This is a genomic window from Aquimarina sp. MMG015, assembly GCF_018100855.1.
Classification (GTDB): domain Bacteria; phylum Bacteroidota; class Bacteroidia; order Flavobacteriales; family Flavobacteriaceae; genus Aquimarina; species Aquimarina latercula.
This window is the reverse complement of record NZ_JAGJEB010000002.1, coordinates 430,127-455,685: the sequence shown is the minus strand read 5'-3', so window position 1 is coordinate 455,685 and position 25,559 is coordinate 430,127. Positions and strand designations below refer to the sequence as shown.

At 31.2% G+C, this 25,559-nt stretch carries 25 protein-coding genes; 15 read left to right on the top strand and 10 right to left on the bottom strand.

Annotated elements, in window-relative coordinates; all coding sequences use genetic code 11:
* The first annotated feature begins 28 nt into the window (after nucleotides 1-28).
* From J8L88_RS05345 to J8L88_RS05320, 6 genes are all read left to right on the top strand, one after another.
* Entirely contained in the window at nucleotides 29-709 is a 681-nt protein-coding gene (locus J8L88_RS05345; protein WP_027391353.1) for a metal-dependent hydrolase, read from the top strand.
* On the top strand, nucleotides 709-1,749 hold the full coding sequence (locus J8L88_RS05340) for an o-succinylbenzoate synthase (RefSeq protein WP_211060162.1): 1,041 nt from the start codon (nucleotides 709-711) through the stop codon (nucleotides 1,747-1,749). The genes J8L88_RS05345 and J8L88_RS05340 overlap by 1 nt, the downstream gene beginning before the upstream one ends.
* Nucleotides 1,750-1,760: 11 nt before the next feature.
* On the top strand, nucleotides 1,761-2,666 hold the full coding sequence (locus J8L88_RS05335) for a CPBP family intramembrane glutamic endopeptidase (RefSeq protein WP_211060161.1): 906 nt from the start codon (nucleotides 1,761-1,763) through the stop codon (nucleotides 2,664-2,666).
* A 66-nt stretch (nucleotides 2,667-2,732) separates the two neighbouring features.
* Nucleotides 2,733-3,848, top strand: coding sequence for an AMP-binding protein (locus J8L88_RS05330; RefSeq protein WP_027391356.1), 1,116 nt, complete (start codon nucleotides 2,733-2,735; stop codon nucleotides 3,846-3,848).
* A gap of 105 nt (nucleotides 3,849-3,953) precedes the next feature.
* Complete coding sequence (locus J8L88_RS05325) at nucleotides 3,954-6,098, top strand: VWA domain-containing protein (protein WP_211060160.1); 2,145 nt, start codon at nucleotides 3,954-3,956, stop codon at nucleotides 6,096-6,098.
* 97 nt (nucleotides 6,099-6,195) lie between these two features.
* Complete coding sequence (locus tag J8L88_RS05320; protein ID WP_027391358.1) at nucleotides 6,196-7,518, top strand: M24 family metallopeptidase; 1,323 nt, start codon at nucleotides 6,196-6,198, stop codon at nucleotides 7,516-7,518.
* A gap of 52 nt (nucleotides 7,519-7,570) precedes the next feature.
* Here the strand turns inward: J8L88_RS05320 and J8L88_RS05315 are convergent, their stop codons facing one another.
* From J8L88_RS05315 to J8L88_RS05285, 7 genes are all read right to left on the bottom strand, one after another.
* Nucleotides 7,571-8,368: a hypothetical protein gene (locus J8L88_RS05315; RefSeq protein ID WP_211060159.1), complete on the bottom strand. Its 798-nt coding sequence runs from the start codon at nucleotides 8,366-8,368 to the stop codon at nucleotides 7,571-7,573.
* Nucleotides 8,369-8,561: 193 nt separating this feature from the next.
* Entirely contained in the window at nucleotides 8,562-8,744 is a 183-nt protein-coding gene (locus J8L88_RS05310) for a hypothetical protein (protein WP_027391360.1), read from the bottom strand.
* A gap of 130 nt (nucleotides 8,745-8,874) precedes the next feature.
* Nucleotides 8,875-9,075: a hypothetical protein gene (locus J8L88_RS05305; RefSeq protein ID WP_211060158.1), complete on the bottom strand. Its 201-nt coding sequence runs from the start codon at nucleotides 9,073-9,075 to the stop codon at nucleotides 8,875-8,877.
* 196 nt (nucleotides 9,076-9,271) lie between these two features.
* Nucleotides 9,272-9,895 carry a hypothetical protein gene (locus J8L88_RS05300; protein WP_211060157.1) on the bottom strand — a complete coding sequence of 208 codons (624 nt, stop codon included), beginning with the start codon at nucleotides 9,893-9,895 and terminating at the stop codon, nucleotides 9,272-9,274.
* Nucleotides 9,896-10,111: 216 nt separating this feature from the next.
* The gene (locus J8L88_RS05295) at nucleotides 10,112-11,266 is read right to left on the bottom strand and encodes a hypothetical protein (RefSeq protein ID WP_211060156.1); all 1,155 of its coding nucleotides are present in this window, start codon (nucleotides 11,264-11,266) and stop codon (nucleotides 10,112-10,114) included.
* A gap of 113 nt (nucleotides 11,267-11,379) precedes the next feature.
* Nucleotides 11,380-13,122 (bottom strand): AraC family transcriptional regulator, encoded by a 1,743-nt coding sequence (locus J8L88_RS05290; RefSeq protein ID WP_211060155.1) that lies wholly within the window; start codon nucleotides 13,120-13,122, stop codon nucleotides 11,380-11,382.
* Between the two features lie 135 nt (nucleotides 13,123-13,257).
* Nucleotides 13,258-14,886: an acyl-CoA carboxylase subunit beta gene (locus J8L88_RS05285; RefSeq protein ID WP_211060154.1), complete on the bottom strand. Its 1,629-nt coding sequence runs from the start codon at nucleotides 14,884-14,886 to the stop codon at nucleotides 13,258-13,260.
* A 266-nt stretch (nucleotides 14,887-15,152) separates the two neighbouring features.
* Here J8L88_RS05285 and J8L88_RS05280 point away from each other — a divergent pair, with 266 nt between their 5' ends.
* The 7 genes from J8L88_RS05280 to J8L88_RS05250 all read left to right on the top strand — a co-directional run bounded on the left by J8L88_RS05280 (nucleotide 15,153) and on the right by J8L88_RS05250 (nucleotide 21,571).
* Nucleotides 15,153-16,559 (top strand): DNA/RNA non-specific endonuclease, encoded by a 1,407-nt coding sequence (locus tag J8L88_RS05280; protein ID WP_211060153.1) that lies wholly within the window; start codon nucleotides 15,153-15,155, stop codon nucleotides 16,557-16,559.
* Nucleotides 16,560-16,767: 208 nt separating this feature from the next.
* Nucleotides 16,768-16,950 (top strand): CAL67264 family membrane protein, encoded by a 183-nt coding sequence (locus J8L88_RS05275; protein WP_027391367.1) that lies wholly within the window; start codon nucleotides 16,768-16,770, stop codon nucleotides 16,948-16,950.
* A 57-nt stretch (nucleotides 16,951-17,007) separates the two neighbouring features.
* The gene (ettA, locus tag J8L88_RS05270; protein WP_027391368.1) at nucleotides 17,008-18,699 is read left to right on the top strand and encodes an energy-dependent translational throttle protein EttA; all 1,692 of its coding nucleotides are present in this window, start codon (nucleotides 17,008-17,010) and stop codon (nucleotides 18,697-18,699) included.
* Nucleotides 18,700-18,724: 25 nt separating this feature from the next.
* On the top strand, nucleotides 18,725-19,303 hold the full coding sequence (locus J8L88_RS05265; RefSeq protein ID WP_027391369.1) for a hypothetical protein: 579 nt from the start codon (nucleotides 18,725-18,727) through the stop codon (nucleotides 19,301-19,303).
* Nucleotides 19,297-19,986, top strand: coding sequence for an HAD family hydrolase (locus tag J8L88_RS05260; RefSeq protein ID WP_027391370.1), 690 nt, complete (start codon nucleotides 19,297-19,299; stop codon nucleotides 19,984-19,986). Before J8L88_RS05265 ends, J8L88_RS05260 begins: the two co-directional genes overlap by 7 nt.
* Entirely contained in the window at nucleotides 19,986-20,621 is a 636-nt protein-coding gene (locus tag J8L88_RS05255) for a chloramphenicol acetyltransferase (RefSeq protein ID WP_118386288.1), read from the top strand. The genes J8L88_RS05260 and J8L88_RS05255 overlap by 1 nt, the downstream gene beginning before the upstream one ends.
* Before the next feature lie 44 nt (nucleotides 20,622-20,665).
* Nucleotides 20,666-21,571 carry a DUF6268 family outer membrane beta-barrel protein gene (locus tag J8L88_RS05250; protein WP_211060152.1) on the top strand — a complete coding sequence of 302 codons (906 nt, stop codon included), beginning with the start codon at nucleotides 20,666-20,668 and terminating at the stop codon, nucleotides 21,569-21,571.
* A gap of 84 nt (nucleotides 21,572-21,655) precedes the next feature.
* On the opposite strand, the gene J8L88_RS05245 is transcribed toward J8L88_RS05250, so the two are convergent.
* Nucleotides 21,656-22,246 carry a hypothetical protein gene (locus J8L88_RS05245; protein ID WP_118386286.1) on the bottom strand — a complete coding sequence of 197 codons (591 nt, stop codon included), beginning with the start codon at nucleotides 22,244-22,246 and terminating at the stop codon, nucleotides 21,656-21,658.
* Nucleotides 22,247-22,420: 174 nt separating this feature from the next.
* Nucleotides 22,421-23,014 (bottom strand): pseudouridine synthase, encoded by a 594-nt coding sequence (locus tag J8L88_RS05240; protein WP_211060151.1) that lies wholly within the window; start codon nucleotides 23,012-23,014, stop codon nucleotides 22,421-22,423.
* Nucleotides 23,015-23,170: 156 nt separating this feature from the next.
* Between J8L88_RS05240 and J8L88_RS05235 the strand changes: the two genes are divergently transcribed.
* Together J8L88_RS05235 and J8L88_RS05230 are read left to right on the top strand one after the other, a co-directional pair.
* Nucleotides 23,171-23,962, top strand: a complete 792-nt coding sequence (locus J8L88_RS05235) for a hypothetical protein (RefSeq protein ID WP_211060150.1) — start codon at nucleotides 23,171-23,173, stop codon at nucleotides 23,960-23,962.
* 237 nt (nucleotides 23,963-24,199) lie between these two features.
* Nucleotides 24,200-24,649 (top strand): cold-shock protein, encoded by a 450-nt coding sequence (locus J8L88_RS05230; RefSeq protein WP_211060149.1) that lies wholly within the window; start codon nucleotides 24,200-24,202, stop codon nucleotides 24,647-24,649.
* Nucleotides 24,650-24,728: 79 nt separating this feature from the next.
* Here the strand turns inward: J8L88_RS05230 and J8L88_RS05225 are convergent, their stop codons facing one another.
* Nucleotides 24,729-25,523 carry an MBL fold metallo-hydrolase gene (locus tag J8L88_RS05225; RefSeq protein WP_027391377.1) on the bottom strand — a complete coding sequence of 265 codons (795 nt, stop codon included), beginning with the start codon at nucleotides 25,521-25,523 and terminating at the stop codon, nucleotides 24,729-24,731.
* Nucleotides 25,524-25,559: the final 36 nt, after the last annotated feature.

Sequence of the window (25,559 nt, the reverse complement as noted above, 5' to 3'; positions counted from 1 at the left end):
TTCCATTACCATTTTAAAACCTTACACAATGAAAATTACTTTTTTTGGGCAGAATACGTTATTGCTGGAAATCAATGAAGTTAAAGTTTTAGTTGACCCCTTTATTTCTGGTAATCCTATGGCTAAAGACAAAATAAAAATTACAGATTTTAAAGTTGATTATATATTACTAACACATGCACATCAAGATCATACATTAGATGCAGAAGCCATTGCAAAGCATAGTAATGCGATTATAGTATCTAATTATGAAATTGCAATGTATTATCAGGATAAAGGTATAGAAGTACATCCGATGAATCACGGAGGTAACTGGGAATTTAGTTTTGGAAAAGTAAAATATGTAAATGCAATACATACGAGTAGTTTTCCTGATGGAACTTATGGTGGTCAACCTGGAGGTTTTGTAATACAAGCAGAGTCTGCGAATGTTTACATCGCTGGAGATACTGCTTTAACCATGGATATGAAGTTAATTCCGCTAACAACAAAATTAGATTTAGCTATTTTACCTATAGGTGATAATTTTACTATGGGAATTGATGATGCTATTATTGCTAGTGATTTTGTAGAATGTGATAAGGTTCTTGGAGTTCATTATGATACTTTTGGATATATAGAAATTGATCATGAGGATGCTAAAAGAAAGTTTAGAGCCAAAGACAAGGATCTTATTTTATTAGATGTAGGACAGCGTATAGAATTATAATGAAAGCAATCTATCATAAGCATATTTTAGAATTTAAAAGACCAAGTGGAACTTCCAGAGGAGTTCTTAAGACTAAAGAAACTTGGTATATCGTAATTACTTCTAATGGTAAACAAGGTATTGGTGAGTGTGGTATTCTAAGAACGTTAAGTATTGATGATCGACCTGATTATGAAGAAAAACTTAAATGGACTTGTAATAATATTCATTTAGGTGTTGAGCAACTTTGGGAAGAACTCAAAGAATTTCCTAGTATTCAATTTGGTGTAGAAATGGCTTTTAAATCTTTACATAGTGAGTCACCATTTTTGTTATTTCCATCAGAATTTACGAAAGGAATAGATTCGATCCCAATTAATGGATTGATATGGATGGGAGAGAAGGAGTTTATGAAAAATCAGATAATAGATAAGCTAAATCAAGGTTTTGATTGTATTAAAATGAAGATAGGTGCTATTGATTTTGAAGCAGAATTGGAGTTGTTATCATATATAAGATCACAGTTTTCTGAAGAAATTATTGAGTTAAGAGTTGATGCTAATGGAGCGTTTAGCCCAAATGAAGCTTTAGATAAGTTAATAAAGTTGCATAGTTTTGGATTGCACAGTATAGAGCAACCGATAAGGCAAGGGCAATTCGATTATATGATGAATTTGTGCAAAAGATCACCTTTGCCCATAGCTCTAGATGAAGAATTAATTGGTGTTTTTAGTGTAACGGAAAAGAGAAAATTACTACTAACAATAAGACCTCAATACATTATTTTAAAACCAAGTTTAATAGGAGGTTTTAAAGGAACTCAGGAGTGGATCGATATTGCCGAAGAATTAGGAATAAGATGGTGGATTACGAGTGCTTTGGAAAGTAATATAGGATTAAGTGCTATAGCACAATATACCTATACATTACAAAGTAAGATGCCGCAGGGATTAGGAACAGGAAGTTTGTATACCAATAATATAGAAGCTCCCTTGTTAGTAGATACAGGTAGTTTAAAATATCAACAAAATAAGAAATGGGTAGTTTCTTATTTAAATTAAATAATTTATAGATGTATATAGAGCAAGGAAGAAAAGGGAAATTAGGAATGTGGAAATATTTGCCTGTTCCAATCGGTTTTCTCGGTTTAATTCTTTTTAATTTGATGTTTACTCAGGGAGTTGATATTGATGCACTTATGGCTGAGCAGATAGAAACTTTAGGGAAACCACTATTTTTTCTTATTTCTGTAGGACCTTTTGTTATTTTTTTAGCGGGATTACTTTTTTGGGTAAAGGTAGTGCATCAACAAGGTATAACGTCTTTAACTACATCTAGAAAAAAGATAGATTGGAAACGAGTTCTTTTTATGTTTACACTGGTAACACTCTATATTTTAGTTACTACTGGAGTTTTATATTATTTATATCCAGAAGATTTTCAGCTTAATTTTGAATTAGATGCTTTTATTACTTTGGCTATAATGGCAATTATTATTGTTCCGATGCAAACGAGTTTCGAAGAATATTTGTTTAGGGGTCATATGATGCAGGGATTAGGTTTAGCTACAAAAACTAGATGGATTCCACTGATTGTTACCTCTGTAATATTTGGTGCAATGCATTTTGGTAATCCAGAAGTAGCTAAGATTGGTCCTCATATTATGGTTTACTATATAGGGACAGGTCTATTTTTAGGTATTATTACTTTAATGGATGAAGGTTTAGAGCTAGCATTAGGTTTTCATGCAGCGAATAATTTAATAACGGCACTTTTAGTAACATCTTCTTGGACAGCTTTTCAAACAGATTCTATTTTATTGTATACAGGAGAACCCGAGACAGGATTGGAAATATTGATTCCGGTTTTCGTAGTGTTTCCAATTTATATTTTAATTCTTTGGAAAAAATATAAATGGTCAGGATGGAGAGATAAACTATTTGGAAAAGTTAAACCAGAAATTCAAATGGAAAAATAACAAATTATTAATATATAATTTACGTAATCATAACCAACGAATATGTAATAAAATTGAAATTTGGGTATGCAAACAGAAGATACATTTTCTACACCTAAAATACATGACAATTTTAGTATTAATAAGCGATCTTTAGATAATTCTGGTCTGCAACGTATCGCCTATAGTTTTAAAAAAGACGGAGAGTTTTATGAACAAGAAGTGGGTAACTTTCTTCTGGATTGGTTAAATGATAAAGATTATATTGTAGTCAAAACTTCAGGTTCTACCGGAAAACCAAAGAAAATTAAAATTTACAAGCAGCATATGATAAATAGCGCCTTAGCTACGGGTGCTTTTTTTAAGGTAAAAGAAGATACAACTGCCTTGTTATGTTTACCGGCTACCTATATTGCTGGAAAAATGATGTTGGTTCGCGCTATGGTTTTGGGATGGAAAATTGATTTGGTTCCACCTAAAACAAATCCCTTGGATACTGTATATAAACAATATGATTTTTGTGCTATGGTTCCATTGCAATTAGATAATTCTATTAATAGATTACATCTGATAAAAAAATTAATTGTTGGTGGAGGAACCGTACCGGAAAATCTTAAAGAATTAGTGCAAGGGGTCAAAACTAAAATTTTCGAAACTTATGGAATGACCGAAACCATCACTCATGTTGCTGCAAGAAGAATTAACCCAAAAAAGAAAGATAAAAAAGATGCTAAATACTTTAAAGCATTACCAAATATAACACTTAGTACAGACGAAAGAAATTGTTTGATAATCAAAGCACCCCAGTTAAATGATAAAACAATCATCACAAATGATGTTGTAGAGCTTAAAACATACAAGAAGTTTAATTGGAAGGGACGTTATGATAATGTAATAAATAGTGGAGGAGTTAAATTATATCCAGAAGAGATAGAAACTAAACTTCAGTTATTAATTGGGCATCGATTTTTTATAGCAGCTGTTCCAGATGATGCTTTGGGTGATAAAGCAATTTTGATAGTGGAAAGGGATTATGATATTGTGGTAAAAGAAAATTTAGAAGATGCGATATCTAATTTAAAAGTTTTAAGTAAATATGAAGTCCCTAAAGAGATTCATTTCTTAGCTCAATTTATAGAAACGGATAATGGTAAAGTACAACGAACTAAGACGTTGGAACTTGTTCATAATAATCTATCCTAAATATATTACCAATTTCCCTAAGCTAAATCACCTTTTTACTCAATGTAGATTTTAATTAAGAATCTGTAGGAGTAGTTTTATTTCATAATTAAAACAATAATTATTATGAAACAACTACACTATTTTATGCTTTTGTTATTTACTGTTGGAATAACAATGGGCCAAGAACTAACAATTACAGGAACTGTTACGGATGCCAGCAATAATGATCCAATTCCTGGAGTAAATATAACTATTAAAGGAACGAATAAAGGAGCTCAAACTGATTTTGACGGGAGGTATTCAATTCAAACAAATATTGGAAATATTTTAACTTTTTCTTTTATCGGCTATGAAACTGAAGAAGTAAAAATAAAACAAGATAGTTCTATTGTCAATGTAGCTATGAGTATATCTCCCGCACAACTAGAAGAAGTTGTAGTAACTGCACAAGGAATACAAAGAAAACGAAGTGTTTTAGGGTATGCAGTCTCTGCTGTTAGTAGTGAATCTATTAGTATGTCTAGAGCAGATAGAAGGAAAGCTAGAAGAGCAAGAAAACAATCAAAAGCTAATAAGTTAAATGGGAGAGTTTCTGGATTATCAATAACTAATAATGCGGGAAATACGAACTCTAATAATTCTATAAGAATAAGAGGAGCTAACAGTATTTCTAATACAAATCAACCTTTATATATTGTAGATGGTATACCTATAGATAAAAAAAATATAGGAAAGATTCAGAGTATAGATCCTAAAAACATTTCTAATGTAGAAGTTTTGAAAGATAAAACTGCAGCTTCATTATACGGTATAAGAGCGACTCATGGATGTGTTATAATTACTACGCACAAAGGGAATTATAAAATAGATAATAATGAATCATATGAAGAAATAGTAGAAAATAGTTTTGAAAAGGTAAATATGTCTCCGTTATCTACATTTTCTATAGATGTTGACAAAGCATCATACAGTAACGTTCGAAGAATGATTAATAGTGGTCAACAAATACCTGTAGATGCTGTTAAGATCGAAGAGATGATTAATTATTTTGAATATGACTATAAACAACCAACCAATGATCATCCATTCGCAATTCATACAGAATATGATAAAACTCCTTGGAATACCAAAACTCAATTGGTAAAAATAGGATTAAAAGGAAAAGAAATTCCGCAAGATGAAATTCCAGCCTCGAACTTGGTTTTTCTGCTTGATGTATCTGGTTCTATGAATCAAGCTAATAAATTACCATTACTAAAGAGAGCTTTTAAATTATTAGTAAATCAATTAAGAGAGAAAGATAAAGTGTCGATAGTGGTTTATGCTGGAGCCGCTGGAATGGTATTGAAACCGACATCTGGAGCTCATAAAAACGAAATCAATCGAGCATTAGATAATTTGAGTGCGGGAGGTTCTACAGCTGGAGGAGCAGGTATAGAACTTGCGTATAAAATTGCACAAGAAAATTTCATGAAGAATGGAAACAATCGCGTGATTCTTGCAACCGATGGAGATTTTAATGTAGGAATGAGTAGCGATGTGGATATGAAATCATTGATTGAAGAAAAGCGTAAATCTGGTGTATTCTTAACCTGTTTAGGTTTTGGTATGCATAATTATAAAGATAGTAAGTTAGAAACTCTGGCGGATAAAGGTAACGGGAACCATGCATATATTGATACTATGCAAGAAGCTCAAAGAGTATTAGGTAAAGAATTTGGAGGAACATTATATACCATTGCCAAAGATGTAAAGATACAAGTAGAGTTTAACCCTGGAAAAGTACAAGCATACCGCTTAATAGGTTATGAAAATAGATTATTAGCTGATGAAGATTTTGTGGATGATACAAAAGATGCAGGAGAATTAGGCAGTGGTCATACAGTTACTGCGTTATATGAAATCATACCAACAGGAGTTAAGAGTAACTATATTAAACATACACCAGATTTAAAGTATACAGATACTAAAATCACTAAAAATTATGGAGATGAATTGTTAACAGTAAAATTTAGATATAAAAAACCACAAGGAAACAAAAGTATTGAAATGGTTCACGTACTAAAAACAAATAAAAAACAAGTTTCTAAAGATTTTAATTTTGCAGTATCTGTTGCTTGGTTTGGTATGAAAATTAGAAAGTCAAGATATATAACGAATAAAAATATCAACGATATTATAACAATGGCAGAAGAAAACAGATCTTTAGATCGTCAAGGTTACAGAGCAGAGTTTATTAGATTAATGAATAGTTATCAGACGCTTTAAAATTAGTTTTATTGTAATAGAAAAAGAGACATCCACAAAGCATTGCAGGTGTCTCTTTTTTGTAATACTTTTATTCGATATTAATGAACCCACACAAATGAAAAGATTTTTTATACTCCTATTACTAATTTTTACTACGATTTCTCAAGCACAAATTCTTCCAGAAAGAGATAGAGCAGAGGTAATTGATCAAATATTAGCAGATCGTTTTAATAAACTATTACCACAGTTAATGGATCAAACTGATTTTGATATGTGGATATTGATTTCGCGTGAGTATAATGAGGATCCAGTATTAAAGACCATGTTACCAGCAAAATGGCTTAATGCAAGAAGAAGAACCATATTGGTTTTTTATAGGGATAAAGAAAAAAACACAATTGAACACCTTGCTGTTGCTAGATATAATGTTGGTAAGTATATTGATTCTGCTTGGGATAAGGAAAAACAACCGGATCAGTGGAAGGCCCTTACAGATATTATTGCAAAAAGGGATCCCAAAAAGATTGGAATTAATTATTCTGAACATTTTGGAATTGTAGATGGTATAGTTAAAACAGATTATGAAGAATTTATAAAAGAGTTACCAGATACTTACAAGTCTAGAGTAACATCTGCAGAGAAATTAGCTATAGCATGGATAGAAACTAGGACTGAACAAGAAATGGAAATCTATAAAGAGTTAGTACAAATCACACATGATATTATCGGTGAAGCATTTAGTACTAAGGTTGTGAAACCAGGTAGCACAACAACCGATGACGTGGTTTGGTGGTTAAGACAAAAAGTAACAGATATGGGACTTAAAACGTGGTTTCATCCAACTGTAGATATCCAACGGGATAATGAAAAGTTAGAAGATCACATAGTTTCGTTCTCCAATAGACCAAATGATAAAATTATCAAACAAGGGGATCTGATTCATTGTGATTTTGGAATTACATATTTAAGGTTAAATACAGATTGTCAGCAACATGCATATATCTTAAAAAATGGAGAAATGGCTCCACCTGAATTCTTGATTAAAGCATTTGCGGATGGTAATAGAGTTCAGGATATTTTTACTTCAAATTTTGAGACAGGGAAAACCGGAAATGAGATACTATTAAAATCTTTAGAAGAAGGTAGAGCAGAAGGATTAAAACCTGCCATTTATACACATCCTTTAGGATTGTATGGACATTCATCGGGTACAACTATTGGAATGTGGGATTCACAAGGCGGTGTTCCTTTTACTGGAGATTATCAGTTACACGAAAATACGGTATATGCTATAGAACTTAATACTACAGTAACATTATCGGAATGGAATAAAGATATTAGAATTATGTTAGAAGAAGCTGGCTTTTGGGGTAAAAATGGATTTAGGTATGTCAATAAAAGACAAGAAGAATTGATTACTATTCCGAAAAGGAAATAAAAAAAGGGAGTTCCATTATGAACTCCCTTTTCTTTTTATTTTGATTTATATTCTATAATTCAATCTCTTCAGTAGTTCCATCAGAATAGGTTACAAGTGCTTTGTCGTCGCAAGTTCCATCTCCATAATTAATAGAAGCGCTCAACGAATTTTTAGTCATTATTAGAGTACCTGTGGTAATATATCCACAACTAAAAGTACCTTCTAATGTAGGATCCGTTACTAGTGAATAGCTGTCAGGACCTAAGGTTACTATCCAACTACCACCAATAGAATAACTAGCATTTGCTGTCCCAAGACCACTGATTGTATACGTTTTTGTTCCTTGTTCAGAAGCAGTAGTTCCATCAGCCAATGTAACAGATAGGTCAGAGGTAACACTATATACAAAGTTACCACCATTAGTATCTAAGGAATAGGTAGTACTTTTGCTGCCATTAACAGAGTTTCCTGCAAAGGTTAAATTATCAAAAGTAATCGTTGTAGTAACGGTATTGTTTTCTATTACTACCATTACATTAATTGCTCCACTAATTGTTTCTCCATCCTCTGTAGTACAGTCGGCAAATGTCAGCGTGTATCCAGTATCAGTAATACTGAAATCTGCACATCCAGGTCTACTGAATTTTGAAGATAACTGCGCATTGGATCTATTCGTTGAGATATTATCCAAAGTCATGTTATCAATAAAGTTGGATATTTTTTCAACTTCTAAACTCTTCGTTACATCTTCTTGGGTAATATCAATAGATGCGGTGCTACTGTTGTCATCATCACTACAACTTATGATAAATAAACAGGCAAGTATAGCGATACTTAATACTTTAATTTTTAAAAATGATTTGTTCATTATTTTTGCTTTTGTTTATAAATATTCAACTTAATAATATAGGTTTTAGTATATCCTAAACAATATTTTAAGTATGATATAAACCTTATGTTAGCAAAATCAGATCTTAATTAAGGTGTCAAAATTTAGTTTATCGGATATTTAAAAGGCGATACCATTTGGTATCGCCTTAAGAATTTCTAAACAGAAAAAATTATGCTATTTGACACATACCCCAAAAACAAAAGAATTCTTCATGTTCAAATCCAGGAATAGAATTTAAAACATTACAATCAGCGCTGCTATAACAGCGCATTCCTGTATTTCCTCCGTTTACAGATTTTTGTTCTTGTTTGTTTAAAATTTGAGCGCCTTTTAGTTGCATTATTTTTTTCATCTTTTTATAATTTATTGATTTGTGTTTCAGTAAACGTTTTAAGACAGTTACTGTTTCTGTCCGTTACTTTTTATAAGCTTATAAATCTTTCCTGCTTAAGTATTATAAGTTCAAAAATGAATGTTATTATCTAAGAAAATGAACAGATAGCAAGCGTTATGGTATTTCCATTGATTATTTTTTCTACTCCACATTTTCCAGAACAACAATCACTATCATCTATGCATCTTCTAGCTACATTTTGACATTCATGAGTACCTCCTTTAAATGATATTTGATCTTCCTTTTTAATAGGAATGACCCCGTTTAGGTTTAAAATTTTATGAATCACGATGTAGTATTTAAAATTTGAATACGTTTAGAAAACATTTCCTTAATAAGAAACCTCTTAGTAATTGTAATTAGTCTAATTGCCCAAAATAACGTTTGAAAGAACAACTTACCCTTCATTTTATTTACCTATTCTTTCGATGGCTTTTTGGTTTTCGCTTCGATAAATCGATTATATAAATTGTATTAATTACAATTTATGGGCAATTTGGATTGCAAGGTGGATCTATTGGGTTTCCGTCTCCACTAGTATATGGTCTACGAACAGTTCTGCCATCAGCCCATTTTCCAGGATCTGGATTTACTACCCAAATACGTAATCCGTTACTGGCAAATTGACTTCGTTCATAAGCGGATGATAAACGCAGTGTAATGACTTGTTGTCCTTGAGCATTTGTTGTTAGTGTGCGGTTAGAACCTCTATAAGTTCCTATAATAGTAGAGCCTGTAGTAGTTCTAATATCTACATAAGAATTGTTATCAAAATTGGAACCCTTAATCCAAATACAATAATTATCATTACAACCAGCTCCTGCACTAATTATATTTGGAGTACCATTTCGTCTTACGATAGCACCATTATAACCTCCTGGGAATAAATTGGTAAAAGGGCAATTATTATTGTAGATGTATTCCTCTACAAAGTATCCGTTCGGGATACCATCTACAGAACATATAAAAAGATATTCTGGATTACTTTTATCACTAATTTCATTCTCTAAAAGCTCCTGTTCTTCTATAAAAGAATTATCTTCTTTCTCACAACTTTGAATTCCTATTAATAGAAATAGTACTGTTATTATTCTTAAATAATTTTTCATGTTTTTAATCTGTTTTTTAAAATGATTTATGATTTGCCGGCCAGCTTATATTTGTAAAACTAGAGGTAAATCATTGATTGTGAAAAAGAAGAAAAGTCAGTTTTATAAAATTGATGTTGTTTGTAAATAGTATAGCGGTCAGGGTTTATCTATTAATAAAAAAGCGATTTCTATTATTTAAGAAATCGCTTTTTAAATTTGGATGTTTTATTAAAACTATTCTTTTTTTATTATTGTCCCATAATATCTAATATCTCCAGTACTTTTATGTATAAATAAAGAATAATGGTAATTGCCAGAAGGTATTTTATTCTCATCCAGAAAAGAAATTTCAAGATGATCTGCTTGCGCTGGAAATATATACCCTTTTTGATAAACTATATTACCTTTATTATCATAAATTTGAATAGAAACAGTACTGGTATAAGTTGAGTTTAAATAAAATCCAAAAGTAACTTTATCTCTAAACGGGTTTGGGTATACCTTTAGATTATTAGAGTTTACTTCGATAGATGGAATTTCATACCTGATTCTATTATTACTATCACCATCACTATATTCTAGAATATCTTTATCCTCATCTACAACAATGTTGATTTTACGTCCCACAATATCGTCATATGTGTTGGAATTTATAAATAATAGCGAATTTGTACTTTCATTGCCTTCAAGCGGCCTAATATTTGTTTTGCCTAGTAAAATTGACTTTTCATTTTCTGTATAATAATATCTAACTTCTGTAGATTCGTTGATATCATAATTTCTTGAATTTAATATTTGACTTTTTATATAGTATCCATCCATTATATATTGATTTAAAGGATTAATAACTTCTGCATGGGTAATTATGTAATCACCAAGCTCATCATATTTATAGATAGAAAATGGAACATTAATCTTATCAACTAAACCAATATAGTTCTCTGTTAGTTTTACATGAAATAGATAATCACCCGAGTTTACATAGTATTTATCAAGATATATCGATCTACTATCTAATAAAACCCTTTCTTTTCCAATTTGATTAGATATTACCCTAGTATCAGGATCGGGTCTTGTAGGTGGAATAATTATTGGATTAAGAGTTGTATTGATAAAATTAGGAGATACAGAAAAATGTATTTCTTTTTGCCCAGGTGGTCTGTAAAAACTGGAAGGATAAATGCCAAATATGTTAATAATTATTTTCCCACCATATCTATGAAGTTTTAGTTCTTCTAAATCGTCTTGGTTGATGAGTATTTTTCCTGAATTAATATCTATATCTATATCTAAAATTATTTCTTGGAAATCAAAATGACTTTGCGCAAAAGAATATGTTGAATAAATGATCAAAAAAAATACAACAGGTATTAGAGTTTTATAGTTCATTTTTATCTCTTTAATTGGTTCATTGTAAAAATAAAGTTTGGGTATGTAGAACTAACTATAATATACTTTTATAAACGTCAATTTTATAAAATTGATCGAATTTCATCTACAATTTAAGACTTTATTCCCTTCTTTTCGCTGTTGTTAGTAATCTCAGTACTTACTTTTTTGATATAATAAGAATGACTAAGTCCTGTTTGTTTTTTAAAGGCGGATGCAAATGTATTTACGCTTCCATATCCTAGTTCCCCAGCAATAGCTTTAATGGTATATGACCTAAATTTAGGATCATTATTTAATCGATTTCTAAAATATTTAATCCTTAGCTCATTTACATATTCATTGAATGATTGTTTTCTATATTCATTAATTATTTTAGATAAATAGGACGTATTGGTATCAATTTTCTTTGCTGTGTTATATAAATTACAATCAATCGTTAAGTAAAACTCTGTTTTTTCTAAAGCAGATAATTTATGTAATAAATTTTCTATTTTTTTATCAGTTATAAATTCGTTTTTAGTAACTACTGGAATATCTTTTTCTGGAATAGATTCTTGTATTCTTTCTTTTTGTAATTCTTCGTAGAGGAGTTTGTTTTTTCGTTTGGTTTTGATATTATATATTAATGCCGCGATAGCCAAGGTAAGTGCAAAAAGAAAACTAATTATATAAATAGTATTTTGTGATATTAGATCTTGGTTTTGTTCTTCTAAATTTTTTATATCGTAGTCATATAGTTTCTCTTGTGCACTATTTTCATTCTCATACAAAGATTGAATGATTTTATTGTATTCATTACTATACTTATATTGAAGATCTGTATCATTGAGCTTTTCTCCACATTTTTTTGCTAAATCAGAGGCTTCTCTTATTTTTTCAATTTCTAAGTTCTTTTTAAGGTGTTCAAAATTTTCAAGCAGTAATTCTCTCGTTTTTTTATATTTTTCTTGTCCAAAAAAACAGGTTGCTATATGTAGATTCGCTGTAAAAAGATCCGGATCATTTTTTTTATTTTCTTTTAATATATCGGATTTGGCTATTGCTAAATAGGAAAGCGCTTTTTCATATTTTTTCTTTCCTATATATACTTCTCCAATATTAAGATTAAAGCTGATAATATATGTTTTTAGATCACGTTCTTCGGCATATTGTAATCCTTTATAATCATAATTTAACGCTTTATCATAATTACCCATTTTATAATAACACACTCCAATACCTTGGATAGCAGATAAGTACCTAGCGTTATGATTAGTGTTAGATTTATATGTTGGTTTTTGAAGTAATTCTAAACCTTTTTGTAAAGATACTAATGCCTTTTCATTTTGATTTAATCGTATTCGTATTTGACCAATACTCACTAAATTATCAATTTCATATTGCTTTAGGTTATATTTTGTTATAACCTTTTTCATCAATAAGTATTGTTTAAGTGCATTTTCACGATCTCTTTTCTCTTGGTAACATGCCCCTAGAAGAGATAAACCACTTACGATATAATTTCCTTGATCTAATTTTTCTGCAGAATACACGGCTTTATTACCATACTGAATAGCTAAATTATAATCTTTTTTTGAATGACTTATATTGCCTAAATAGAAGTTGCCCCAAAACTGAATTGTATCATTTTTTTCTTTGAGTCCTCTATCTAAGTAAATTTTATACCCTAATTCTGCTAGATCTAAATCTTTATTTAAAAGTTGAAATAGATATGACTCTATGGTATCCCTATTTTTTTCATTTAGAATAAATTCGGAATCATTGTTGGATATACTCTTTTCCTGAAAAGCAAATCCATCATAGAATATTAATAAGAGTATGGTGAATACTATAGGCGTGGTAAGAACTCTCATAGACTAAAAGATAATATACCTAAAAAGGAATTAAGATGTATTAAATTATTACTTTACAGTAATTGAGTTTTATTCAATTACTGTAAAGTAATTAGGACGTAATCAATATTGCAGTACAAATAAATTGTAGGTTTATTATACTTGTATCACTCCAAGATTAAAAGGTTTTTCGATAGGAGCGTGGTCAGCTGCTTCAATACCCATAGAAATCCATTTTCTAGTATCTAATGGATTAATAATTCCGTCTGTCCAGATTCTTGCTGCGGCATAATACGGAGAAATCTGCTTATCATAACGAGCTTTAATTTCATCAAATAAAGCCTTTTCATCTTCTTTAGAGAGTTCTTCTCCTTTTTTCTTTAAGGAGGCAGTCTCAATTTGCAATAATACTTTTGCCGCTTGAGCACCACCCATTACAGCAAGTTCGGCACTTGGCCAAGCACAGATTAAACGAGGATCATATGCTTTACCGCACATTGCATAATTACCAGCACCGTAAGAGTTACCAATAACTACCGTAAATTTTGGGACTACACTATTGCTAACAGCATTTACCATTTTAGCGCCATCCTTTATAATACCACCGTGTTCACTTTTACTTCCTACCATAAATCCAGTAACGTCTTGTAAAAAAACCAAAGGAATTTTCTTTTGATTACAATTGGCAATAAACCGGGTAGCTTTATCTGCAGAGTCAGAGTAAATAACTCCTCCAAACTGCATTTCTCCTTTTTTATTTTTGACAATTTTACGTTGATTAGCAACAATACCTACAGCCCAACCATCAATACGCGCATAACCTGTAATTATTGTTTGACCATAACCAGATTTATATTCTTCAAAATCAGAATCATCCACTAATCTATGAATGATTTCCATCATGTCATACTGTTCATTTCTAGCTTTAGGTAATATACCATAAATATCATTCGGGTCCTTTTTTGGTTTTATAGATTTAACTCTATTGTATCCAGCTTTGTCAAAATCACCGATCTTAGAAACAATATTTTTTATAGTGTCAAGAGCATCTTTATCATCTTTAGATTTATAATCTGTAACTCCCGAAATTTCACAATGTGTAGTAGCTCCGCCTAATGTTTCATTATCGATACTTTCTCCAATAGCCGCTTTTACAAGGTAGCTACCAGCTAAGAAAATACTTCCTGTTTTATCCACAATTAAAGCTTCATCACTCATAATAGGCAAATATGCACCTCCTGCAACACAGCTTCCCATTACAGCCGAGATTTGAGTAATTCCCATACTACTCATTACTGCATTATTTCTGAAAATTCTACCAAAATGTTCTTTGTCAGGAAAAATTTCATCCTGCATAGGAAGATAAACTCCAGCACTATCTACTAAATAGATAATAGGTAATTTATTTTCAATAGCTATTTCTTGTGCTCTTAGATTCTTTTTACCAGTTATAGGAAACCAAGCACCGGCTTTTACTGTAGCATCATTAGCAACAACGATACATTGCTTACCACTTATATGGCCTATTTTAATTACAACTCCTCCACTTGGACATCCACCATGTTCTTCATACATTTCATCTCCTGCAAAAGCACCAATTTCTATGGCTTTGTCATCATCGTCTAGTAAATATTCGATTCTTTCTCTTGCAGTCATTTTACCCTTGGCGTGTAACTTTTCTATTCTCTTTTCTCCACCGCCTAATTTTACTTTTGCTAGTTTTTGACGTAACGCGGAGACCAGTAGTTTATTATGATCTTCGTTTTTATTGAAGTTTATATCCATTTGTGTGTATTGTATCTATTGTTTGCACGAAAATACAAAAAACAAGTAGTTTTTAAATCATTAAAATTTTCACCCAATTCATCAATTTCTTTTTTAGTGAAATGTTTAATAAATGTTAACAGATTTATGTAAAAGATTAAATTCTATAACATTTCTATAACATTTTGCTAACTTTTGATTATCAGATATTTAACACTGTAAAGCTAGTTTTATGGATACATTAAATCCAACTATAAAAAATTACTAATCTATAATCAAATGCTACTATGAAACTATTGAAATTAAATTCGATTTTATACCTACTGTCTTTTGCTGTTTTTATAACAAGTTGTAATGTAGATGATGATAATCTTCATTCGGAAATAGAAACTAATCCTGTTTCTATAAGTGGAGAACTAAAAACTGAAACCTTTTTATATGATAATGAAGGACCACATGATTATAATCCAAATGGGAAAAGGCAAGATGGTTTTATAGAAACTTATGAGTCAGGTTCTAAATCAAGTTATGCAGGAGCAAGTGTTACTTTATCGTCAGGAGATTGGTATTTAAGTGATGCTTTATTAGGTGGTTTGTCAAATGACCGGAAATATGGATCTAAATCTGTGAGAATTAGAAATACAGGCTATGCAATCATGTCTTTTAATATGGATAATGGTGCCGAAACGATTAGAATTCGTCATGCAAAATATGGCAACGATGGTACATCTACATGGAGATTAATAGCTTCTTATGATAATGGTGCTTCTTGGTATTATATAGGTTCTACGGTAACAACAAATTCTACAACGCTAAACACTGTGGCCTTTGATGTGAATGAAACCGTAAGTGTTCGGTATGGAATTCAAAAAATTTCTGGAGGATCTAATAGAATAAATATTGATAATGTTGAAGTAGTGACTAGCTCTACTGGCGGTAATGCTGGAATAGATAGTAATATTACCTTCGGCAACCCTTCTAATGCTGGTACAAGTTCTACTAATTATTACCTTTCTAAACCCGATTTTTCTTTATCTTATAATAATAATACTGGAACTGCTAATTGGGTAAGTTGGCATCTAAGCAGTGCTTGGACCGGGAATACTCCAAGATGTAATTGTTTTAAAAGAGATAATGATTTACCAAGTAATTTTTTCAGAGCTACATCTAGTGATTATACAAACTCAGGTTTTGATAGAGGACATTTATGTCCATCTGCAGATCGCAATGGGTCAGAAGATTCTAATGAAAACACATATTACATGACTAATATTGCTCCTCAAGCTCCGGATAATAACCAGAGAAGTTGGGCCAATTTTGAAAATTATCTCCGGTCATTAACCTTAGAAGGTAATGAGGTTCATATTATTGCTGGTGTAGCAGGAAGTGGAGGAACGGGAAGAAATGGTTTTGCCTCTTCTATCGATGGGGGAAATATTACTGTTCCTGATTCTTTTTGGAAAGTTGCTTTGATTTTACCAAATGGTTCTAATGATATTAATAGAGTAACAACTTCTACTCGAGTTATTGCTATCAATGTGCCTAATGATCAAGGTATAAGTACTGATTGGACTCAGTTTAGAACATCGGTTAATTCTATCGAAAGTTTAACGGGATATGATCTCTTTGAGAATATTGACAATGCTATTGAGTCAGTAATTGAGTCGGTTGTAGATAATGGCCATTCAAATTAAGTAATAAATAGATTTATATTTAAAACAGGGACTTAATATTTTAGGTCCCTGTTTTTATAAAATCATTTCATAACTTATTGTTTAACAAATAGTAAAGTGTTTTTATCATCTAAGATCACTCCAAAATGTTATTTTTTGACGATAAAATACCGATATTTGTATGCTGTTTTTGATTTTTCATTAAGAACAGTTAACTAAATAACTTGCTATGGGAATGAATAAAAATACAGTATTAGCGTGGGCCACATTTATAATGATTTTGGTAGGACTTGGTTTAATAGCACTTGGAGCATTTAGATATAGAGATGTCTCTGGTTGGGGTTTTGCTGCTGTTGGAGTTGGTTTTTTAGCTAATGCTTGGGTATTTAATGCTTTAAAAGGTAGAGTATAATTATCCAAAATTCATTTGGATTACTAACAATATTATTAAAATAATTTATAGGGGCTTATGTCAGATGATAAAAAGATTATCTTTTCTATGTCTGGAGTTACAAAAACGTTTAAAAGCGCTAACACTCCAGTTTTAAAGAATATATATTTAAGTTTTTTCTACGGTGCAAAGATTGGGATTCTTGGTCTTAATGGATCTGGTAAATCAACATTATTAAAAATTATTGCGGGAGTTGATAAAAATTATCAAGGGGATGTAGTATTTTCTTCAGATTATTCTGTGGGATATTTAGAACAAGAACCACAGTTAGATCCCGAAAAAACGGTTTTGGAAGTTGTTAAAGAAGGTGCTGCAGAAATGGTAGCTGTTCTTGATGAGTATAACAAAATCAATGATATGTTTGGTTTAGAAGAAGTCTATAGTGACGCAGATAAAATGCAGAAACTAATGGATAAGCAAGCATTATTACAGGATCAAATTGATGCAGGTAATGGTTGGGAGCTGGATACCAAACTAGAAATTGCAATGGATGCGTTAAGAACTCCTGATTCTGATAAAAAAATTGGAGTTCTATCTGGAGGAGAGCGTAGAAGAGTTGCGCTATGTCGTTTATTGCTTAAGGAGCCTGATGTTTTATTATTAGATGAACCTACAAACCACTTGGATGCAGAATCAGTTCATTGGTTAGAGCACCATTTGGCGCAATATAAAGGAACCGTAATAGCAGTAACTCACGATAGATATTTCTTAGATAATGTTGCTGGTTGGATTTTAGAATTAGATAGAGGAGAAGGTATCCCTTGGAAAGGGAATTATTCTTCTTGGTTAGATCAAAAATCTAAACGATTAGCACAAGAAAGTAAATCAGCTTCTAAACGTCAAAAAACTTTAGAGCGAGAATTAGAATGGGTTCGTCAAGGTGCGAAGGGAAGACAAACTAAGCAAAAAGCTCGTCTTAAGAATTATGATAAATTAATGAGTCAAGATCAAAAACAACTTGACGAAAAATTAGAAATATATATACCGAATGGGCCACGATTAGGAACCAATGTGATCGAAGCTACAGGTATAAGTAAAGCATATGGAGATAAGCTTTTATATGAAGACCTAAATTTTAAACTTCCTCAAGCTGGTATTGTTGGAATTATTGGGCCTAATGGAGCTGGAAAAACTACAATTTTTAGAATGATCATGGGAGAAGAAACTCCGGATAAAGGAAGTTTCTCAGTAGGTGAGACTGCAAAATTAGCGTATGTTGATCAATCTCATTCTAATATAGATCCTGATAAATCTATTTGGCAGAATTTTAGTGATGAACAAGATTTGGTCATGATGGGTGGCAAAGAAGTTAATTCTAGAGCATATTTGAGCAGGTTTAATTTTGGTGGAAGTGAGCAAAATAAGAAAGTTTCCACACTTTCTGGAGGTGAGCGTAATAGGTTACATTTAGCGATGACGTTAAAAGAAGAAGGTAATGTATTGCTTTTAGATGAGCCGACTAACGATCTTGATGTCAATACATTGAGGGCTTTGGAAGAAGGTTTGGAAAATTTTGCAGGATGTGCCGTTGTAATATCTCACGACCGTTGGTTCTTAGATAGAATTTGTACGCATATATTAGCTTTTGAAGGGGATTCTCAAGTATACTTTTTCGAAGGTAGTTTTTCTGATTATGAGGAAAATAAGAAGAAACGTCTTGGAGGTGATTTAATGCCTAAACGAATTAAGTACAAAAAATTAGTACGTTAATATAGTTGCTCAATCAAAATTAAATATGAATCTAACCTTTAAGATATGTGTTTTTCTATTGTTTTCAATAGGGGTATACGCACAATCTGAATTTCCACATGTATTAGTTTTTAAAGACGGTACAGAAATAAGAGGGAAAGTAGTTATATGGGATCGTAATAAATTGGTTTTTAGGAAAGCCGATACTAATGAAAAAGAAGATTATAAGTATAAAACGCTTAAATCGATAGTTGCGTTTGATACGGGTAAAGAATACGAAGGACTATTTGTGTTACGACAATTAAAAGGTACTGATAAAACTTTGCGATTAAAAAAAGCTATTTCTGGAAAAGTAGAATGCTTTTATATTCCAAGAGAAATTTCCTCTGCAGCGTTTGGGTCTGATGCAGTGACGGTTACATCAATGTATTATTTGTCTAAAGAAGAAGATGGTAATGAAGTCATAAAAATTAGATCCGGACTACAATTTAAGAAAACCAAAAAACTGTTGATAGAATATTTTAAAGATTGTCCTGATTTAATTTCTAAAATTAACGAAGGTTATTTTGATGGTAATATAGAGTCTTTAGAACCAATAGTTAAATATTACAATACCAAATGTTAGGTAAAATAAAAGTAATAGCATTCGATGCAGATGATACCTTGTGGGTAAACGAAACTTTTTTTAGAAAAGCTGAAGAAGATTTTTGTGAACTTGTCTCTAGTTATCTCTCTAAAGAAGAAGCAAATAAATTACTTTTTGAAGTTGAGATGCAAAACCTCGATTTATATGGGTATGGAATAAAACCGTTTACGCTTTCTTTAATCGAAGCAGCGTTACGAATAACGAACGGAAATTTGGATGCTAAGCTTATAGAAACTTTAATAGCTAATGGGAAACAGATGCTGCAGGAGCCTGTTGAGTTAATCGATGGGATTGAAGAAACGTTGCAATACTTATCTAAAAAATATCGTTTGGTCATGGCTACTAAAGGAGATTTGTTAGATCAAGAACGAAAATTGATTAAATCTGGATTAGAGAAATACTTCCATCATATCGAAATTGTTTCTAATAAAACTGAGAAACAGTACAAGAAATTAGTGGATCATTTAGATATTGATGAATCCGAATTCTTGATGATCGGAAATTCTCTAAAATCAGATATCATACCAGTGTTAAATATTGGAGCTCACGCGTATCATATTCCTTTTCATACTACTTGGGCTCATGAAGTGCATAATGGAACTATTGATAACCCTAATTTTAAAAGCTTAGATAGTTCTAAAGAATTGTTAGAATTTTTATAATGAAAACAGCGTTAGATCTCACAAATTGGAATAGAAAAGAACATTATGATTTCTTTGGTTCTTTTGATGAACCTTTTTTTGGGATCGTGTCTAACATTAATTTTACAAAGGGATATCAAAAGATTCAAGAAAACGGATATTCCTATTTCCTCTATTATTTGCATAAAGCAGTAAAAGCAGCAAATACTATAGAACCATTTCGATATAGAATCGAGGAAAACAAGGTTTATGTGTATGATCAAGTACACGTTTCTGCCACTATAGGAAGAGATGATCATACTTTTGGTTTTTCATTTATAGAGTATGATGAAAACTTTAAAGTGTTCGAACAAAATGCTCAAAAGGAAATAGAGGCGGTTAAAAGCTCTACAGGATTACGACATAATGATAATGCTAAACGAATGGATAGCTTACATGTTTCATCAATTCCTTGGTATAATTTTACGAGTATTTCACATGCTAGACATTTTCAATATAAGGATAGTGTTCCAAAAATATCCTTCGGTAAGTATGCTAAAATAGAAGATGAAATCCTTCTCCCAATCTCTGTGCATGTTCATCATGGCTTAATGGATGGATACCATGTTGGTGAATATCTAGAAGAATTTCAACGATTGTTAAATGAGGATGAATAATTAATGTGTATTTTAATTATTTTTCAAAGTATTAAATATTCTTTATGAAAAAATGGGTTTTATTTTCCTTCTTTATTATATGTTCTTTTTTTACAAATGGACAGGATTATACAGATATTGTTCGATTAAATGTTTCTAGAGCCAATTTTGAAGATAAAGGAAAGACCTTTGATACTGATGTAACAAATGTCAATTTTGAAGTTATATACCCTAAAATTATAAATGATGATTTAATTTTGTTAACAGGGTTAACCGTAGAGCATACGAGTCTAGATTTTTCAAGTGTATCATCCAATCAAAATCTCATAATGACTCGATTAAATGCTGGAGTAAAAATTAACCATTCAGAAAAATGGTCTGGTACCTATGTAGTGCTTCCTAAATTGGCTTCTAATTTCGAAAATATAGGTTCTAGGGATTTTCAAATTGGTGGAATTGCACTTTTGGATTTTCAGTATAATGATAACGTAAGAGGAAAATTTGGACTATACTCTTCCTCAGAGAATTTTGGAACAATTATAACACCTCTTTTAGGTTTCTTTTATAGGTCAGCAAATAAAAAGTTTCATATGGATGCTGTTCTTCCAATTCGTTTAGAAGTAAACTATAAATTATACAATCATTTTAGTTTAGGTTTGGATCTAAGAACCTCTGTTAAATCATATAATTTAGTAGATCAAGATGTTGAGTTTTATGCGCAAGAAGAATCTGTAAGAGTTGGTTTTTACGGTTCCTATGAATTATTTGACGATTCTTTATTAATAAGAGCCAAGTTTGGTTTAGATACTACAGATTATGGTGTTTATGCATCAGATGATACATCAGGTGTTCAGTTGTTAACATTTACACTTAATAACGATGAAAGAATACGACTGAATAGTGAATTCGATAGTGCTTTATTTTTGGGATTGGATTTTATATATAGATTCGATATATCATCAAAAAAATAAAATAATTTCGTAAAATTATTTGGTGTTATAAAGGGGTATCTATAATTAGATACCCCTTTTGTATATATGATCAAAGTGGTTTATTTAGCGATGTACATATCCTATTACACCTTCATATGAATATCCAGCACTAACACCTTCATTGTAGTTTGTAGTATATAAATGATCTGTATTTGAAGATCCATAAAATCTATAAAGTTTTACTCTTCCGCTTCCTGCGCTGCTATGAATGTATGAAGCTTTCTTAATGTTTCCGTATAGGGTTCTAACACTATAATCTTTCCACCCTTTCCTTAATAAACTAAATTGTTCTGATCCACTCGTGGTCATAACGAAATCTTTATTTCCAGGAGCTAATAGAAAAAAGACCTGTTTAGTTCCGGATGGTGCCGATTGATTATAATCATAGGTACCTAGTTTAAATGGTCTGCCTTCATAAGTTCCAATTCCAACACCAAGGTTTAAAACTCTATACGTGTGTACCGTATTTGATCCTCCAGAATAATAACGGCTAACAGGAGATATCGCAGTTGCTTTGCCATTGATTTCAGAAGTAGTTTCAAGGTCTTCTAATACTATGCTTTCTGATTGAATTTCTTCTTTTTCACAAGAGATAAAGGTCAGTACAGTAAAAATCGCTGTAGATAAGATTGATAATTTTAATTTGCTTTTCATAATTTAAGAATGATTTATTGTTATATACCTCAAAGATGTAGTTTACTAGGTTTTCTTAAATTATTTTGTGGGTTTTTAATGGGGAAATTGTGGACTAATGTAGATGTTTAGGTGATGCGTGTTTAAAAGATAGTTTTTTAATGACAAATCTATTAAAACGTAACCGTAAACTACTTACTGTATTACTGTTTGCAGCTCTATTACTTCTCCTGGCTCCATGTTTTTTAGTAGAATATTTCCAATTCTCACTCGTATTAATCGTAAAGTAGGAAAGCCTACAGCCGAAGTCATTTTTCGTACCTGTCTAAATTTACCTTCTGTTAATGTGATAGAAACCCAAGTAGTTGGTCCATGTCTATCATCTCTTATTTTTTTTGATCTTTCCGGAAAATCAGGAATTCCTTTAATCTTAAAAGCTTTACAGGGATTGGTCATATATTTTTTGCCATTAAAACCAATTTCTACTCCATTCATTAATTTAGATATTGCATCATCCGTAATATCACCATCCACTTGAGCGTAATATTCTTTTTCTATTTTTCTACTACATATATAGTTACTTGTTTTACCGTCTGTGGTTAATAGTAATAAACCTTCCGATTTTTCATCTAATCTGCCAATTGCCATCGTACCATTTGGAAAATCAAAGAGATCTCCTAGCAATTTTTTAGAGTTTTGTTTTTGTCCGTTGTTTAAAAACTGACTTAAATACCCATAAGGTTTATAGATCATAAAATGTCTATGATCTTTGTTATTCTTTTTTAGCATTACCGAATGGATATTTATACTAGATACTTTAATTAAAGCATCAAATGTAATGATTGAATAATTGCTTTGGAAAACTTTTATCTTTTTCAGGTTAACTTTTATGTTTTGTTTTTCACTAAATACTAATCAATTTAACTAATTAAAATAATTATTACTATGGCAATTCATATGATTGGACAGTCGTACCATCAAGATATTATTATCGGTGGTTATGGCTCAGGAAGAAGAAGGAGCAGTGAGCCTAATTATTTTGCACCAAATCCTTTAGATTCATGGCAACATGATCGTATAAGAGGTTTTTATCAAGAGGTAGAGAATGAGAATTTAATTGATATACATTATTATAGATCTAATGAGAATGTTTCAATTAATATATATCAGGTAATACGTTCGGAAGTATTATTGTTAGAAAGAACATTAGATTTAATACCTTCCGGACATTTAAGATGGTTAAAAGATCGTAAACCAGCAGGGATTATATTTGCTGATTCTGCGGGTAGAGGTAGATCAGAGCGATATACAGGTGGTCTAAATCCTGGATATGATGATGCAAATACTTCGTTTTTTGATGAAAGTGAAGGCATAATAATTACATACGGAGCGTTATGGCGATATCAAAATATTGGAATTATTCCAACATTAATTCACGAAATTGGGCATGTAATGACACATGCCGGTAAGATTAGTTATCGATTTTTTTCTGAATCTGATAGAGAAACACTTTCTAACACTAGAGTTTCTAGAAACCCCGGAAGTCTAGAAGCTTTATGTAATGCGTATATGTATTTTATCTGTTATGCCAGTGCTATACCAGCAATAAGATTGTTTGGAAGTAGACCAATAATATTAGAAAGAAGTCCACAGACTCGGACTGCATTAAGAAGATGTAGGGCGTTTACTTCGCGAATGTTATCCCCTTATGAGATGTTACGTTTTAGTGAAAGATAGTATTCCTCACGTATTTATATGATAACTTGTGGATTAAATTAGTACTTAATTACTAAGAAATTAAAAAGTATAATTTATCTTTGCAGTAAATAATTACATATTCAATGTAATTAGTCGTTGTAACCGCTGGGTCAATTATTCGGTAAGTCAATAAAGTGATATTGTGATTTTCCAATTGTTTGTTTAGTATTTCGATGACGATTCATTACTTAACAAATAAATTCATATTTATAATACATGGCAAAATCGCAGCAGACTTTTAGCAAAATTGAAAAGGAAAAAAAGAAACAGAAAAAACGCGAGGAGAAGCAAAAAAAGAAAGAAGAGCGTAGAGCTAATTCTAAAAAAGGAAGTGGTTTTGATAACATGATTGCATATGTTGATGAAAATGGACATCTTACGGATACCCCTCCAGATCCATCAAAAAAGAAAAAGATAAAAGCCGAAAATATTGAAATCGGTATTCCTAAAAAAGAACATGTTGAAGAAGATCCTATTAAAAAAGGTAGAGTAGCATTTTTTAATGACTCTAAGGGATACGGTTTTATTACAGAACAAGAATCACAAGAAAAGTTTTTTGTTCATGTAAATGGCTTAATGCAAGAAGTTAAAGAAGGAGATAAAGTACAATTCGAATTGGAGATGGGAATGAAAGGATTGAATGCAGTTCGTGTAAAAAAGATTTGATAAGTATCTAGCTAAATAAAAAACAAAAAGCATTTACAGTTAATTTCTGTAAATGCTTTTTGTTTTTTCAGCACTTTTTTTATTTAGAATACCAGTTTAATTGTACTACTGCTATTTCTGAATTACCCTTAGTTACAATTTCTTTAAACTTAACTACATCACTAAATCCATCTGTTCCTCTATAGTGATAAGGGTATATTTCTTTTGGTTTGAATTCTAATACAGCATCAGCAGCACTCTCTACGGTCATAGTGTAGGGTAGGTTCATGCAAACAAATGCTTTATCTATATCTTTTAGTGCTCTCATTTCAGGAATATCTTCTGTATCTCCTGAGAAATATAATCGCTCTTCACCCAATGTAATAACATATCCGTTCCCACGACCTTTATTATGAAATTTTAGCGCTTCTTCTCTTAAATTATACATAGGTATTGCTTCAATGGAGATTCCATTTACTTCCTTTACTTCTCCATTGTTTATGATTACTAATTGTTTGGTATAATTAGCAGGTAGTTTTTCAGCAACCGCTTGTGGAACAACAATTTTTGATTTTGAGATGTCCAAACTATTAAGTGTTTCGATATTCATATGATCTCCATGAATATCCGTAATCAGAATTATACTGGGTGTTTTTTGATTTTCAAACGCTTTTATCCCTCCAGTGGGATCTATATATATAATATTGTCTTTATATTCTAATACTGCTGTTGCATGTGAGATTGGGATAATTTTTAAGTCGGAAATTGGTTTTTTTATAGATTCTTCTTTTGCATTAGCTTCATCGGTATTTGCTGTTTTTTCTTCTTTTACATTTGATTTACAACTGATTAAAAATATGCTAAGAGCAAAAATGCCAAGGGTATATGTTTTCATTATATGTGATTTTAGTTTCCTTAACAAGGTATAAAA